Origin of the sequence: Roseococcus pinisoli (assembly GCF_018413645.1) — a bacterium.
GTDB lineage: Bacteria > Pseudomonadota > Alphaproteobacteria > Acetobacterales > Acetobacteraceae > Roseococcus > Roseococcus pinisoli.
Map to the genome: position 1 here is coordinate 735,438 of NZ_JAHCDA010000001.1, position 14,061 is coordinate 749,498.

11 protein-coding genes are annotated in these 14,061 nt (G+C 68.5%); 6 read left to right on the forward strand and 5 right to left on the reverse strand.

Annotated elements, in window-relative coordinates:
- The first annotated feature begins 195 nt into the window (after positions 1-195).
- The 3 genes from secA to KHU32_RS03520 all read left to right on the forward strand — a co-directional run bounded on the left by secA (position 196) and on the right by KHU32_RS03520 (position 5,638).
- Positions 196-2,928 carry a preprotein translocase subunit SecA gene (secA, locus tag KHU32_RS03510; RefSeq protein WP_213668641.1) on the forward strand — a complete coding sequence of 911 codons (2,733 nt, stop codon included), beginning with the start codon at positions 196-198 and terminating at the stop codon, positions 2,926-2,928.
- Between the two features lie 562 nt (positions 2,929-3,490).
- A complete protein-coding gene (locus tag KHU32_RS03515; RefSeq protein WP_213668642.1) occupies positions 3,491-3,694 on the forward strand; it encodes a hypothetical protein in 204 nt (67 codons plus the stop codon).
- A gap of 513 nt (positions 3,695-4,207) precedes the next feature.
- Positions 4,208-5,638 (forward strand): carbohydrate porin, encoded by a 1,431-nt coding sequence (locus KHU32_RS03520; RefSeq protein WP_213668643.1) that lies wholly within the window; start codon positions 4,208-4,210, stop codon positions 5,636-5,638.
- A 70-nt stretch (positions 5,639-5,708) separates the two neighbouring features.
- On the opposite strand, the gene gdhA is transcribed toward KHU32_RS03520, so the two are convergent.
- Entirely contained in the window at positions 5,709-7,055 is a 1,347-nt protein-coding gene (gene gdhA / locus KHU32_RS03525) for an NADP-specific glutamate dehydrogenase (RefSeq protein ID WP_249680530.1), read from the reverse strand.
- A gap of 401 nt (positions 7,056-7,456) precedes the next feature.
- Here gdhA and KHU32_RS03530 point away from each other — a divergent pair, with 401 nt between their 5' ends.
- Both KHU32_RS03530 and KHU32_RS03535 read left to right on the forward strand, forming a co-directional pair.
- The gene (locus tag KHU32_RS03530) at positions 7,457-8,437 is read left to right on the forward strand and encodes a Bug family tripartite tricarboxylate transporter substrate binding protein (RefSeq protein WP_213668644.1); all 981 of its coding nucleotides are present in this window, start codon (positions 7,457-7,459) and stop codon (positions 8,435-8,437) included.
- A 4-nt stretch (positions 8,438-8,441) separates the two neighbouring features.
- A complete protein-coding gene (locus KHU32_RS03535) occupies positions 8,442-9,002 on the forward strand; it encodes a glutathione S-transferase family protein (RefSeq protein WP_213668645.1) in 561 nt (186 codons plus the stop codon).
- An 18-nt stretch (positions 9,003-9,020) separates the two neighbouring features.
- Here the strand turns inward: KHU32_RS03535 and KHU32_RS03540 are convergent, their stop codons facing one another.
- The 3 genes from KHU32_RS03540 to KHU32_RS03550 are packed head-to-tail and all read right to left on the reverse strand — an operon-like array spanning position 9,021 to position 11,592.
- Positions 9,021-9,638 carry a DUF1194 domain-containing protein gene (locus KHU32_RS03540; RefSeq protein WP_213668646.1) on the reverse strand — a complete coding sequence of 206 codons (618 nt, stop codon included), beginning with the start codon at positions 9,636-9,638 and terminating at the stop codon, positions 9,021-9,023.
- 29 nt (positions 9,639-9,667) lie between these two features.
- On the reverse strand, positions 9,668-10,783 hold the full coding sequence (locus KHU32_RS03545; protein WP_213668647.1) for an NADH:flavin oxidoreductase/NADH oxidase: 1,116 nt from the start codon (positions 10,781-10,783) through the stop codon (positions 9,668-9,670).
- Positions 10,780-11,592, reverse strand: coding sequence for a DUF2272 domain-containing protein (locus KHU32_RS03550; RefSeq protein WP_249680532.1), 813 nt, complete (start codon positions 11,590-11,592; stop codon positions 10,780-10,782). The genes KHU32_RS03545 and KHU32_RS03550 overlap by 4 nt, the downstream gene beginning before the upstream one ends.
- A gap of 58 nt (positions 11,593-11,650) precedes the next feature.
- Between KHU32_RS03550 and KHU32_RS03555 the strand changes: the two genes are divergently transcribed.
- Positions 11,651-13,123: an FAD-dependent oxidoreductase gene (locus KHU32_RS03555; protein ID WP_213668648.1), complete on the forward strand. Its 1,473-nt coding sequence runs from the start codon at positions 11,651-11,653 to the stop codon at positions 13,121-13,123.
- Here the strand turns inward: KHU32_RS03555 and KHU32_RS03560 are convergent.
- Complete coding sequence (locus tag KHU32_RS03560; protein WP_213668649.1) at positions 13,081-13,806, reverse strand: response regulator transcription factor; 726 nt, start codon at positions 13,804-13,806, stop codon at positions 13,081-13,083. The genes KHU32_RS03555 and KHU32_RS03560 overlap by 43 nt on opposite strands.
- Positions 13,807-14,061 lie beyond the last annotated feature (255 nt).

A 14,061-nucleotide genomic window follows, 5' to 3' on the forward strand; every position in this document is an offset into this window, starting at 1 on the left:
GGGCGGGGTCCATTTGTTGCGCGGACAATGGCGGATGCCATGCTGGCCCACAACCCGCGCCGCCGATGGCGGTTACAGAGGGCGCTCCCCTGGCGTGTTGACGCAACACGTTGACCGGGGGGCATGCCGCGCCTACCTGTCTCCCGCCCCCTATCCGTGCGCTCGGCGCGCGGCGCCCGGAGAGTCCTGCCACCCATGTTCGCCCGTATTGCCCGTGCCATCTTCGGTTCTTCGAACCAGCGCTCCCTGAAGCGGTACGAGTCGCGAATCCCTGCCATCGCGGCCTTCGAGCCCAAGCTCGCCGCCCTCTCCGACGAGGAGCTCAAGGGCAAGACCGCCGAGTTCCGTGCGCGCCTCGCCTCGGGCGAGGAGCTGGACGACGTCCTGGAGGAGGCCTTCGCCACGGTCCGCGAGGCCGCCAAGCGCGTCATGGGCATGCGTCATTTCGACGTGCAGATGATCGGCGGCATGGTCCTCAACGACGGCAAGATCGCCGAGATGAAGACCGGCGAGGGCAAGACCCTGGTCGCCACCCTGCCCGTCTACCTGAATGCCCTGCCGGCCAAGGGCGTCCATGTCGTCACCGTGAACGACTACCTGGCCACCCGCGACAGCGAGTGGATGAGCCAGGTCTATGGCTTCCTCGGCCTCACCACCGGCGTGATCGTGCAGGGGCTCAGCGACGACCAGCGCCGCGAGGCCTATGCCTGCGACATCACCTACGGCACCAATAACGAGTACGGCTTCGACTACCTGCGCGACAACATGAAGTACCGACTGGACGAGATGGTCCAGCGGCCCTTCGCCTATGCCATCGTCGACGAGGTGGACTCGATCCTGGTGGACGAGGCCCGCACCCCGCTCATCATCTCCGGCCCGACCGACGACACCTCCGACCTCTACCGCCGCGTGGACACCGTGATGGTGGAGTTCGTGAAGGACACGGAGCGCTTCGAGAAGGACGAGAAGCAGCGCACCGTCGCCATGACCGAGAAGGGCGGCGAGGATATCGAGCGCCTGCTGACGGAGGGCGGCGTCCTGACCGAGGGCAACCTCTACGACGCCCATAACGTCTCCGTGGTCCACCACGTGAACCAGTCCCTGCGCGCCCATGTGCTGTTCAAGCGCGACGTCGAATACGTCGTCCGCAACGACAAGATCGTGATCATCGACGAGTTCACGGGCCGCATGATGGAAGGCCGGCGCTATTCCGACGGCCTGCACCAGGCGCTGGAGGCCAAGGAGCACGTCACCGTCCAGCCCGAGAACCAGACGCTGGCGAGCATCACCTTCCAGAACTACTTCCGCCTCTATCCCAAGCTCTCCGGCATGACCGGCACGGCCTCCACCGAGGCGGACGAATTCGCCGAGATCTACAAGCTGGAAGTGGTCGAGATCCCGACCAACGTCCCAGTCGCGCGTCTGGACCAGGATGACGAGGTCTATCGCACCGCGCTCGAGAAGTACGAGGCGGTGGCCAAGCTCGTGGCCGAATGCCGCGAGCGCAACCAGCCCTGCCTCGTCGGCACCACGAGCATCGAGAAGTCCGAGCTCCTCTCCACGCTGCTGACGAAGAAGAAGATTCCGCACCAGGTGCTGAATGCGCGCTACCACGAGCAGGAGGCCGGCATCGTCGCCCAGGCCGGCCGGCCAGGCGCCGTCACCATCGCCACCAACATGGCCGGCCGCGGCACGGACATCCAGCTCGGCGGCAATGCCGACATGCTGGCCCGCGCCGAGGTGCCGGAAGGCCATGGCGAGGACTACCAGGAGGCCTTCGCCCGCCATAAGCGCGAGGTCGAGATCGCGAAGCCCATCGCGAAGGCGGCCGGCGGCCTCTTCGTGATCGGCACGGAGCGGCATGAGAGCCGCCGCATCGACAATCAGCTGCGCGGCCGCTCCGGCCGCCAGGGCGACCCCGGCGGCAGCCGCTTCTTCCTCTCGCTGGAAGACGACCTGATGCGCATCTTCGGGTCCGAGCGGATGGGCGGTATGCTCACCAAACTCGGCCTCAAGGAAGGCGAGGCCATCATCCATCCTTGGATCAACAAGGCGCTGGAGAAGGCCCAGAAGAAGGTCGAGGCGCGCAACTTCGACACGCGCAAGAATCTGCTCAAATACGACGACGTCATGAACGACCAGCGGCGCGAGGTCTATGCGCAGCGCCGCGCCTTCATGGACACCGAGGACCTCTCCGAGACGATCCTCGACATGCGCCGCGAGACCATCAAGGGCATGGTCGAGCACGCGATCCCAGAGAATGCCTATCCCGAGCAATGGGACCTGCCCGGCCTCGAGAAGCGCGTGCAGGACGTGCTCGGCCTCGACTTGCCGGTCATCGCCTGGGGCAAGGAAGAGGGCATCGACGAGACCGAGATCCATGAGCGGATCACGGCCGCGGCCGACCAGGCCGCCGCCACGAAGGCCGCCAACCTGGGTCCGGACTTCATGCGGATGGTCGAGAAGTCGCTGCTTCTGCAGATCTTCGACCAGGTCTGGAAGGAGCACCTCCTTCAGCTCGACCATCTGCGCCAGGGCATCGGCCTGCGCGCCTATGGCCAGCGCGACCCGCTGAACGAGTACAAGCGCGAGGCCTTCGCGCTGTTCAACAACATGCTGGAGGATCTGCGCGAGCGCACCACCTCGCTCCTCCTGCGCATCGAGCTGCAGCCCAACGCGCCGGTGCCCCAGCCCGAGCCCATCCGCGTCACCGACATGCGCCATGCGGAGCTGCCGCCCGACGACTATGCGATGGAGCCGCAGGGCCCGGGCTATGGCGCCGCGGCCCAGGGCGGGACCCGGCTGCTCGCGCCCGAGGTCGATCCGGAGGCTCCCTCGACCTGGAGCGCCACGCCGCGCAACGCGCCCTGCCCCTGCGGCTCGGGCAAGAAGTACAAGCACTGCCACGGGCGGATGGAAGCGAAGTAAGCCTGAATCCCGAAGGTTTGACCGGCAGGCATCGCCTTCCGGTCAAGCCGTAAGGGATGGAGTGGCCGCGACGGATCTGCCAATCCTTGCCAGCCCCGTGCACAAGGCACGGCCGCTCGGCGGAACATTCCGCAGTAAAAACTTCATCCCCGGAAAATCGGAAGAGTATCGCAAGGAGCTTTTACGCTTCTGGCGATAATACTGCTGCCCAAAGGCAGCTTCGGCGACTGGACCGCGGTCCTGATTTTATCCCATCTTCCTGGAATTTACCGAGCATTCCGTGCGAGCGGAAAATCATTCTTGACCATTGATCTGGCTCGTGATTTCATCCGCCCTGGTCAGGGCACTCGGTTGCCCGCGGCCACATGAGGAACAAGCGATGGACTGCCACCCTAGTCGTGGCACCGCGCTCCCCGCCGTCTGCAGGTCGGGGGTCGTGGTGCCCCGGCATAACAATGCAGGCTCCCCGGCGCAGCGGCGCCGAGTGTCCCGGATGGCGCAACTCCACGCCTGACCCGTGACGTCTCCGCCGCAGCCCAAGGGGCGGCTGCGGAGATGCACGATGAACAACTTTCCTTCCGACACAGCACGCGGCAACCGCGAAGTCTGCCCGCGCCTCGACGCCTCCTGCTCCCAGGATCAGCTGACGGGCCGGCCGGTCATGACGTGGCCCGCCGAAGCGGAGGCGCCGCCGCCGGCGGCTTCCTGGGCGGGTGTCGTCATGACCCGCCTGTATCGAGCCGTCGCCGCACGCGGCACCCCCTGAGCGAGGAAACACCATGGACGACCCCTCCAGTCGCCCCACCGGTGCGTTCCTTTCGCGCACCGGTGGGGTTTGGCTCATCCCCTTCACTGATCATCAGGTGACACCCCCCGGAAGGCGGGCGGAACCCGCGCGAACAGCGTCAGGCAGGCCCTGACGGCTGCGCCGTCGGATTCCGCCCCCCGCCGATGGAAGGGGCGCTCGCCGACGGAACGCAGAACATGATCTCCCCTGTCATCGGGCGGCCCCGGCAGGACGCCGCGGCACGCCGTGTCGAAGCCTTCCCCTTCCGCATGAACCTCACGCGGACAGCGCCGCTCCTTGGCGGCACGGCCATGGCTCCAGCGCTGAGCTCTTGCCTCCCCGGCCACGAAGCGTGGCAGCGGGACAGGGCCGGCGGGCGCCCTCCGCCGCGCCGGCAGACCGGCCGAACGGCCACCCGTCCCCACACCTCAATCTCCCCTTTCGCAGGCCCGGGCGCGCAAGATGCCCGTGGCCGATCACTGAGACTCGACCATGACCTCAACGAATTTCCGCCCCGCCGCCCGTTCCGCGGCGGCTATCGCCCTGGCGATCGCGCTGGTTGCCCCGCTCTGTGCCATGGCACAGACGCCGCCGCTTTCTGCACGGATCGCGGGTGAAGAGGCACAGCTCTCCGCCCCTCCTGCTCCGGCGGAGGCGGCGCTGTTCCCGAGCCTTGCCGCATGGCAGGACCAGATGGAGAGCGAGGGCTGGCTGGTGCGCGGCCAGGCCACCTTCGTCATCCAGGGCCACCCTTCCTTCCGTTCGCCCTATCGCGCGGCCGGCTCGCTGCGTCCTGCGGCGCAGGCCGCCAATACCTTCTCGTCGGATCTCGTGCTCGGCCGCCGGTTGTGGGCGGGCGCGGAGGTGCTGGTGAACGCCTCGGTCACGCGGGGCTTCGGCCTCTCCAACGCCACCGGCATCGCGGCCTTCCCGAACAACGAGGCCTTCCGCCTGGGCTCGACGGAGCCCTACATCTATACGCCGCGCATCCTGTTCCGGCAGACCATCGGGCTCTCGGCCGATACCGTGCCGAATGACGACCCGCTGCGCTTCAACGCGCCGCTGCCGCGCGAGCGCATCACCATCACCGCGGGCAAGATGAGCGTCTGGGACATCTTCGACGACAACCGCTACGCCCATGATCCGCGCACGCAATTCCTCAACTGGGCCCTGGTGGGCGGGGGCGCCTTCGACTACGCGGCCGATGCGCGGGGATGGACGCCGGGCGTGGCCATCGAATGGGAGAATGGGAGCTGGGGCCTGCGCGCCGGCGCCTTCCAGGTCGCGCGCCGGGTCAACGGCCTCTTTCTCGATCCCGCCGTCACACGCGCCTGGCAGGCCCTCGCGCAGGTGGATCGCTTCTACACCGTGAACGGGCGGTCGGGCGCGCTCCGCCTCACCTACGGCGCCTCCCGCTCCCGGCAGTCCAGCTGGGGCGAGATCTTCCGCAACGGCTTCGATACCTTCGAGCAGAATCCCACCGGCTACCGCCTGAAGCACAACGTCAACCTGAGCTGGGACCAGGAGCTGACCGACGACCTCGGCGTCTTCGCGCGCCTCTCCTGGAATGACGGGCGCACGCAGAACTGGATGTTCACCGAGATGGACCGCGCGGTCTCCGGCGGCCTGTCCCTGCGCGGCCTGCGCTGGAACCGGCCGAACGACACGGTAGGACTTGGCGCCAATATCGGCTGGATCTCGGCCGGGCGGCGCCAGTACCTGGAGCAGGGCGGCATCGGCTTCATCACCGGGGACGGCGCGCTGCGCTATCGGCCGGAAGTGGCCTCGGAGGTGTATTACGACGCCCGCGTGGCTCCGGGGGTCAATCTCGCGGTCAACTACCAGCTCGCGGTGAATCCGGCCTTCAATGCCGATCGCGGGCCGGTGCATCTCTTCGCCTTCCGCGCGCGCCTGGCCTTCTGAGCGGAAGCGGCGGCGGGAAGGCGGAAAGTCCGATCGGGGCCAGGCCTGCGCCCGGCCCCGATCCTTTGCGTCAGATCACGCCGTGCGAACGCATGGCGTCGGCAACGCGGCTGAAGCCCACGATGTTCGCGCCCAGCACGTAGTTGTCCGCCGCGCCGTATTCCTTGGCGGTCTCGGCGCAGGAACGGTGGATGTCGCGCATGATGTCCGCGAGGCGCTTCTCGGTCGCCTCGAAGGTCCAGGAATCGCGCGAGGCGTTCTGCTGCATCTCCAGGGCGCTGGTGGCCACGCCGCCGGCATTGGCCGCCTTGCCCGGGCCGAAGAGCACCTTGCCCTCCTGGAATACGCGCACCGCTTCCGGCGTCGAGGGCATGTTCGCGCCCTCGGCGACCGCGATCACGCCGTTGCGCACCAGCACTTCCGCGTCGCGTCCCGTCAGCTCGTTCTGGGTGGCGGAGGGCATGGCGATGTCGCAGGGCACCGACCAGATCGAGCCTTCGCTGTAGTGATGGGCGGAGCTGCGCTCGATCGCGTATTGCGAGATCCGCTTGCGGCGGTTCTCCTTGATGTCCTTGATCAGGTCGAGGTCGATGCCGGCCTCGTCGACGATGTAGCCGCCGGAATCGGACATCGCGATGACCTTGCCGCCGAGCTCATGGATCTTCTCGACCGTGTAGATCGCGACGTTGCCGGAACCCGACACCACGACCCGCTTGCCCTCGATGCCCTGGCGGCGCGTGGCCAGCATCTCCTGCATGAAGTAGGTGGCGCCGTAGCCCGTCGCCTCGGTGCGGACCAGCGAGCCGCCCCAGCCCACGCCCTTGCCGGTGAGCACGCCCGCCTCGTAGCGGTTGGTGATGCGCTTGTACTGGCCGAACATATAGCCGAGCTCGCGGCCGCCCACGCCCATGTCGCCGGCCGGCACGTCCGTGTACTCGCCCAGGTGGCGGTACAGCTCGGTCATGAAGGACTGGCAGAAGCGCATGATCTCGGCTTCGGACCGGCCCTTCGGATCGAAGTCGGAGCCGCCCTTGCCGCCGCCGATCGGCATGCCGGTCAGCGCGTTCTTGAACATCTGCTCGAAGCCCAGGAACTTGATGATCCCGAGATTCACGGAAGGGTGGAAGCGCAGCCCGCCCTTGTAGGGGCCGAGCGCCGAGTTGAACTGGACGCGGAAGCCGCGGTTCACATGCGTCTGGCCCTTATCGTCGGTCCAGGGCACGCGGAAGATGATCTGCCGCTCCGGCTCGCAGATGCGCTCGAGCAGAGCATCGTTGAGGTAGGAAGGCTTCTTGGCGACGACACGGCCAAGGCTTTCAAAGACCTCGCGGGCCGCCTGATGAAATTCGTCTTCCCCAGGATTCCTGTGGAGAATATCCGCGAATATTGGCCCCAGCTTTTCATCAAAATTTGTCAAGCGTTATCTCCAACCTTTTTTGCTTGCCGGAATTTTAGACAGCTTCCAATTCGTGCTCGGCGAACACCACGCGGATTCCTGACGAATCATCGCTCATTACCTGAGCAGTCGCGCCGGAATTTCAGCGATTTTGCGCCGCACTGCAACAGGCCGTCACGTCTTGGATCGTCATTTCCCGCTTATTGCGTAAGCCATCCTGTCCATTATGCAATCGCGGCCCGCTGGCCCTTCCTCATAAATCCGCCATGAAAGAGGGGGCATCCTTACAGCATGGCCGGCACGGCCCTTATAAGGATGCCCTATCAAAAGCGGCTTTTGCCGCCTCTTGAGGCACGGCATGCGCTCCTTGGCGCTGTAAAAATCGTCCGCTACGATAGGTTGACCCGGGAGGAAAAGGTCCCATGAGCGCGATCCCCCGCCGCTCTTTTCTCGCGCTTGCCAGTGGGGCCTGCGCGACGCCGGCCCTCGCCCAGGGCGTCTGGAATCCAGCCCGCCCGGTCACGATCGTGGTCGGCTTCCCCCAGGGCGGCCGGACGGATATCGCATGCCGGCTGCTGCTTCCCGGCCTGCAGGCGGCGCTGGGCGTCCCCGTCGAGATCGACAACCGCGCGGGCGAGGCCGGGAACCTCGGCACCGAAGCGGTGATGTCCGCCAAGCCGGACGGCTACACGCTGCTGCTCGGCAGCGTCGGGCCGATGACCATCAATCCCCACACGGTCGAGGGCATGACGCTCGACCCGCGCGAGCTGGCCCCCGTGGGCCTGGCCGGCCGGTCGGCGCTGGTGCTTTGCGCCGATCCGGCGCTCGGCCTCCGCGACCTGGCCGGGCTGAAGGCCTATCTGGCCGGGCGGCGGGAGCCGCTCGCCTATGGCTCGCCCGGCGCGGGCAGCCTGGCGCACCTCGCCATGGAGATGCTGCGCCAGCAGCTCGGCCGGCCGGCGATGGCGCATACGCCCAGCCGCGGATCGGCCGCCGCCCTGCAGGACCTCCTGGGCGGGCGCACCAAGCTTCTCTTCGACAACGCCTCGGCCGTCATGCCGGCGCTGCGTCGGGCCAAGGCGTCGGGGCTGCTGACGACGGGCCTCGCCCGCTGCCCTGCTTTGACCGAGATCGCGACCGCGCAGGAGCAGGGCCTGCCGGATCTCGCCTTCTACGCCTGGATCGGCCTCTTCGCGCCGCGCCGGACCGCCGCGCCCATGATCGTGCGCCTCAATGCGGCGCTGAACGCCGCCGTGGCCGAGGCGGGGCTGCGCGCCCATCTCACGGGCCGGGGCGACGAGCCCGGCGGCGGCACGCCCGAGGAGCTCGCCCGGCTGATGACCGCCGATTACGACCGCTGGGGTCGCCTGGCCCGGGCTTCTTCCATCCGAACGGACGCATGACCGAATGAAGCTCTATCTCTCCCCCGGCTCGAGCTCCATGGCCGCGCATATCGCCCTGCGCGAGGTCGGCGCCGAGTTCACCACGGCCTCGCTCTCCTTCGACCGGGGCGAGACGCGGACGCCGGAATTCCTCGCCATCAACCCGCTCGGCAAGGTCCCGACGCTGATCGTCGACGGGCGCCCCCTCACCGAGGTGGCCGGCATCCTCTTCTACCTGGGGCGCCGCTTCCCCGAGGCGAAGCTGCTGCCCGAGGACATCGAGGAGCAGGCGCAGGTCGTCTCCTGGATGTCCTTCTGCGCCTCCACCGTCCATCCGGCGCGGCGCCAGGGCCTGGAGCACTCGCTGGAGATCTACCACGTCGTGGAGCGGAAGCTGGCGGGGCGCGAATGGTGCGTCGGCGCCTATTCCGTCGCCGACATCCACCTCTTCCGCCTCTACTGGCGCGTGCGGGACTGGCTGGACCAGCCGGCCGGCACCTTCCCCGCGCTCGAGGCCCATTACGCCCGCATGATGGCGCGTGACGCCGTGCGGGAGACCATCGAGGCCGAGAAGCGGCTGGGCTGAGAGCCGCGGCCCGGGCCGTCAGACCGTCCCGATCGTGCCGCGCATCTCGCGCACCAGCTTCCGGCCGATGGCCTCGGCGAAGTCGGCGTAATCCGCGCAGTCCATGACGAAGGCGCCCGGCCCGCCCATCACCTCCGTGCGGTAATGCTCCAGCAGGTCCGGCTCCTCGTTCAGCACGGCGAGGCCGTTGATCGTGGCCCCGCCCGCCACCGCCACGTCGCGGATCGGCCCCGGCGGGCGCCCGCGGTTGCTGGCGCCGTCGCCCGAGACGTCCACGATCAGCCGCGTCGCATCGGCGGGGCATTGCGCCAGCAGGCGGAGGGCGGCCACCAGCCCCTCGCCCAGGGCGGTCGCCCCAGGACGCGGAAGGCGGGGCGCGGCCTCGAGCGCCTCGGCCACCACCGCGCCTTCGGCCGCCGTCGCGATCCGCTGCCAGGGCAGCGCGACCTCCTGCCCGTCGGACCAGAAGAGCGCGGCGACCGCCACGGCGCCGCGCGGCCCGCCCGTCGCGGCGGCGATCACGTCCGGGTCGAGGAAGGCCCGGCCCAGCCCGTTCACCATCAGCGCGAATTCGTCGAAATCGACGCTGGCCGAGACGTCTATGGCCAGCACCAGCGCGAGATCCACCGCTTCCATGGCCGGGATGCCGCGCGCGGGCCCGCCGCCTAGAGCGGCGGCAGCGGATCGGCGATCCGGCGCTCCAGCGTCAGCCGCGCGGGGCTGCTCCAGCTGCGGTCGTATTGCGGTGGGATGGCCAGCGCCTCCGTCCGGCCCAGCGCCACGGCGGCATTCAGCGTCCAATAGGGGTCACGCAGGAAGGCGCGCGCGAGCAGGATGAGGTCCGCCTTGCCCTCGTCGAGGATCTCCTGCGCCTGGGCCGGCTCCGTGATGAGACCGACGGCCATGACCGGGACCGCCGCGCCGGACTTCACCGCCGCCGCGCCCGGCACCTGGTAGCCCGGGCCCATCGGAATCTTCTGCCCCGCATCCAGGCCGCCCGAGCTCACATCGACGATGTCGACGCCGAGCTCCTTCACCAGCTGGGAGAGGCGCACGCTCTCCTCCGTATTCCAGCCGCCCTCGACCCAATCGGTGTGGGAGATGCGGATGGACAGCGCCAGCTCGTCGGGGATGGCGGCGCGGACGGCCTTCACCACCTCGCGCGCCAGCCGGGTGCGGCCGTCGAAATCGCCGCCCCAGCCGTCATTGCGCTGATTGGAGAGGGGGGAGAGGAACTGGTGGATCAGATAGCCATGCGCGCCATGGATCTCGATCAGGCGGTAGCCCGCCTGCACCGAGCGCCGGGCCGCCGCGACGAAGGCCTGGATGGTCGCCTCGATCTCGGCCTCGCTCAGCGCCTGGGGCGGCAGGAAGTCGCCGAAGGCGGCGGCGCTCGGGCCGAGGGTCTGCCAGCCGCCTTCCGCCGGGGCGGGCGCCTCCCAGGGCCGCGACCGGCTGGCCTTCCGGCCCGCATGCGCGATCTGGATGGCCGGCACGGAGCCCATGGCGGCGATGGCACCGGCCAGGCGGGCATGCGGGGCGGTATGCGCGTCGCTCCAGATGCCCACATCCTGCGGCGTGATCCGGCCCTCCGGCACGACGGCCGAGGCCTCGACCATGGTCATGCCCGGCCCCGCCACCGCGCGGGAGACGAGATGCGCCATGTGCCAGTCCGTCGGCAGCCCGTCCGCCGCACAGGAGTACATACACATGGGCGAGACGCCGATGCGGTTGCGGAGCGTGACGCCGCGCAGCGTCAGCGGGCTGAAGAGATCGGTCATGAACGGGGCTCCACGGACCAGGGGGGTGTGCGGCCGAGACGGTTTTCCATCACCACGATGGCACGGAACTCGCCCGGCACCAGCCGACCGGCCTCGTCCGTCTGCAGGCGCGTGAGCGTCACGCTGTCGGAGACGTTGCCGCCCACTGCCTCGACGACGCCCGGCCCCGCCGCGACGACGATGTCGCAATGCATGGGGCGGAACTGCCCGCGCTCCCGCGCCCGCTCGGACCAGGAAGCGAGGGGCCGGCGCGAGCGGTCGCGGCAGACGAGGTCCCCGGCCTGGGGCGCATAGGCCAACGGGTCGCGCGGCAGGAAGGGCGCGAGGCCGGGCCAGGCGGCGGCCAGCGTGTCCAGATGGTCGAGATAGCGGGAGTGCGAGGCGTCGGGCGCGAATTCCGGCGCATCCACGCCCGCCGCCGACATCACCCAGGAGATGAAGGCGGCGGACCAGTAGGGCTCGGCCCATAGGCCCGGCGACGTCGCCTCGCCGCGCAGGGCGGCGATGTAGCGGCCGCGATTGGCGGGAATGGCGCCCTCGCCATTGGGAACCGCGCGCCAATAGGCGAGGACCCGGGGGAAGTTCTCGGGGGCGTTTTCCAAACGGGCGACGCCGGGATTCTCGCAGGCGGCGAGGCTCGGGCCCGGCAGGCCGCCGATGGCGCAGCCCCAGTCGCGCCATTCGTTCACGGCCAGGCGGATCATGCGCTCGCGCGCCGCCGGCGGGTAGCTCAGCGGGGGCGGAATGGCCGCGACCTGAGGCTGGGCGGCGCAGCCGGCCATCAGCAGGAGCAAGGGCAGGAACCGCAACACGCTACCTGTCTGCCAAAGGCTGGCACCGGCCGCAAGTCGGGCTATCTGTGGCGGCATGGGAACGAATTCCGAGGCCCAGGGCGGCCGCCTCTTCTTCCGCAGCGAGACTTTCGCGGGCGATGCGCGCCGCCGACCGCCGACGGGCGAGACCGTGACGGAGGCGGCGCGGGAAATTCCCATCCATGCGCAATGCGACGTGCTCGTCGTCGGCGGCGGCCCGGCCGGCGTCGCGGCGGCGGTGGCCGCGGGACGCCGGGGCGCGCGGACCCTCCTGCTGGAGCGGAACAACCATCTGGGCGGCCTTTCCACTGGTGGCCTCGTGGTCTGGATCGACCGCATGACCGACTGGTCCGGCCGCAAGGTCATCCGCGGCTTCGCCGAGGAATTTTTAGGCCGCCTGCCTCCCGGCGCCATCGCTGGGCCGCCGCCCGCCGCCTGGGGCAGCCGCGACGCCGCGACCGCCGCCTGGTGGCAGCTGCGCACCGCCGCCTTCCATGGCGTGGTGACCCATTCGCCGACCTGCGACCCGGAGGTCATGAAGCTCGCCGCCATGGAGATGGTGCTGGAATCGGGCGCCGAGATCCTCTTCCACGCCTGGGGCGCCGAGCCGCTGATGGAGGAGGGCGCGGTGCGCGGGGCTATCTTCGAATCGAAGCAGGGCCGCCGCGCCATCCGCGCCGCCTGCGTGGTGGACGCGACGGGCGATGGCGACCTCTTCGCCCGCGCGGGCGCAGCCTTCGACGCGGATATCGACGAGAACGACATCCATCACTGCATGAACACAAGCTGGCTTTTCGGCGGCGTGAACATGCCCCGCTACCAGCGCTGGCGCGCCGAGGAGCCCGAGGCCTTCGGCGCTTTCATGCAGCGCGGCCGCGAGCGCTTCCGCTACTTCGAGCGCGCCTTCGCTTCCTGGCGTGACGACGTGGCGCTGTTCCTGGGGCCCCGCCTCTCCGGCTATTCGGCCGTGGATGTGGACGACCTGACGGCGGTGGAGATCCAGAGCCATCGGCTCATGGCGCAGCACCTGGAGCATTACCGCGCCGAGGCACCGGGCTTCCGAAATGCCTGGATGATGCTTTCCGCCCCGCAGATCGGCATCCGCCACGCGCGGCGCCTGCGCGGGGCCGGCAGCGTGCTTCGATCGGACTGGGATGGGCGGGTGCGCGCGGACGAGATCGGCGTCTCGCCCAGCCTCGCACCGAAATTTCCCAACGTCTCCGTGCCCTACGGCGCGCTGGTGCCGGAGAGGCTGGACGGGCTTCTGGCGCCGGGCCGGCATCTGAGCTGCGACTCCAACAGCCATTCCTTCCTGCGCGAGATCCCGCAATGCTGGCTCACGGGCCAGGCGGCCGGGCTGGCGGCCGCGATCGCGGCGGACCGCAACCTCGCCTCCCGCGCCGTGCCGATCGCCGAGCTCCAGGCCGGGCTGCGGAAGGAAGGCGTCCATCTGTCGGACGCCGAACCGGCCGGAAGCGAGGAGTTTCAGACGGCGTCGAGCTGCATCTCGGCCACCGAAGGGCGGTAGGTCGCGGGGCCGCTGCCGTCGCGGATGATATAGCCGCGCCCCCAGACCGTGCCGATGACATTGGCCGCGCCGGCGACCTGCAGCTTCTTCCGCAGCTTGCAGACGAAGACGTCGATGATCTTGCCGTCCGGCTCGTCCAGGCCGCCATAGAGGTGGTCGAGGAAATTCTCCTTGGACAGGACCGTCCCCCGGCGCATCAGCAGCAGCTCCAGGATCGCGTATTCCTTGCACGTCAGGTGCACCATGCGCCCCTGCACCGCCACCTCCTTGGCGCCGATGTCGAGGGAAAGGGCGCCGAGCTGGATGCGGGGCCGGCTGAAGCCCTTGGAGCGCCGGATCATCGCCTGGAGGCGGGCCACCAGCTCATCCGGGTCAAAGGGCTCGGCCATATAGTCGTCGGCGCCGACGGAGAGGCCGTGGATCTTGGCCTGGGTGCGGGAGACGGCCGACAGCATCAGGACCGGCGCCTCGACGCGCGAGGCGCGGAGCTTCGATACCACCTCGTAGCCTTCCATGTCGGGGAGCATGAGGTCCACCACGACGGCGTCGTAGTCATAGAGGCGCCCCATCTCGAGGGCCTCTCCTCCGCAATCCGCGACATCGACGACCATGCGGTGCTGCTGCAATTGGAAAGTGATGCCACGCGCGGCGGACCGGTCGTCTTCGACCAGAAGTATACGCATCGAAGTCTCCCCACACACTTTTTGCGTGCAAAGAATTACCACTAGAGCGTGCAATTTCCAAGAATTTTATGGTCTGTTTGTTTCTTTAAAAAGATTAACGTCCAATAAATAGCCAATTTGTCTTGTTTGCAATGGGTTCATGGCCTTTGATTATTGTTAATCACAACAATCCTTGATTTTTCCCGAAGACTGGGACGATCGAAGCGTAATCCCCATAAGGTGTCATGATGGATCGCATTTCTGGACAGTCGACAA

Excerpts from the sequence above, each read along its gene's own strand:
- secA (WP_213668641.1), top strand. The coding sequence starts at position 196 with ATGTTCGCCCGTATTGCCCGTGCCATCTTCGGTTCTTCGAACCAGCGC.
- KHU32_RS03515 (WP_213668642.1), top strand. The coding sequence starts at position 3,491 with ATGAACAACTTTCCTTCCGACACAGCACGCGGCAACCGCGAAGTCTGC.
- KHU32_RS03520 (WP_213668643.1), top strand. The coding sequence starts at position 4,208 with ATGACCTCAACGAATTTCCGCCCCGCCGCCCGTTCCGCGGCGGCTATC.
- KHU32_RS03530 (WP_213668644.1), top strand. The coding sequence starts at position 7,457 with ATGAGCGCGATCCCCCGCCGCTCTTTTCTCGCGCTTGCCAGTGGGGCC.
- KHU32_RS03535 (WP_213668645.1), top strand. The coding sequence starts at position 8,442 with ATGAAGCTCTATCTCTCCCCCGGCTCGAGCTCCATGGCCGCGCATATC.
- KHU32_RS03540 (WP_213668646.1), bottom strand. The coding sequence starts at position 9,638 with ATGGAAGCGGTGGATCTCGCGCTGGTGCTGGCCATAGACGTCTCGGCC.
- KHU32_RS03545 (WP_213668647.1), bottom strand. The coding sequence starts at position 10,783 with ATGACCGATCTCTTCAGCCCGCTGACGCTGCGCGGCGTCACGCTCCGC.
- KHU32_RS03555 (WP_213668648.1), top strand. The coding sequence starts at position 11,651 with ATGGGAACGAATTCCGAGGCCCAGGGCGGCCGCCTCTTCTTCCGCAGC.
- KHU32_RS03560 (WP_213668649.1), bottom strand. The coding sequence starts at position 13,806 with ATGCGTATACTTCTGGTCGAAGACGACCGGTCCGCCGCGCGTGGCATC.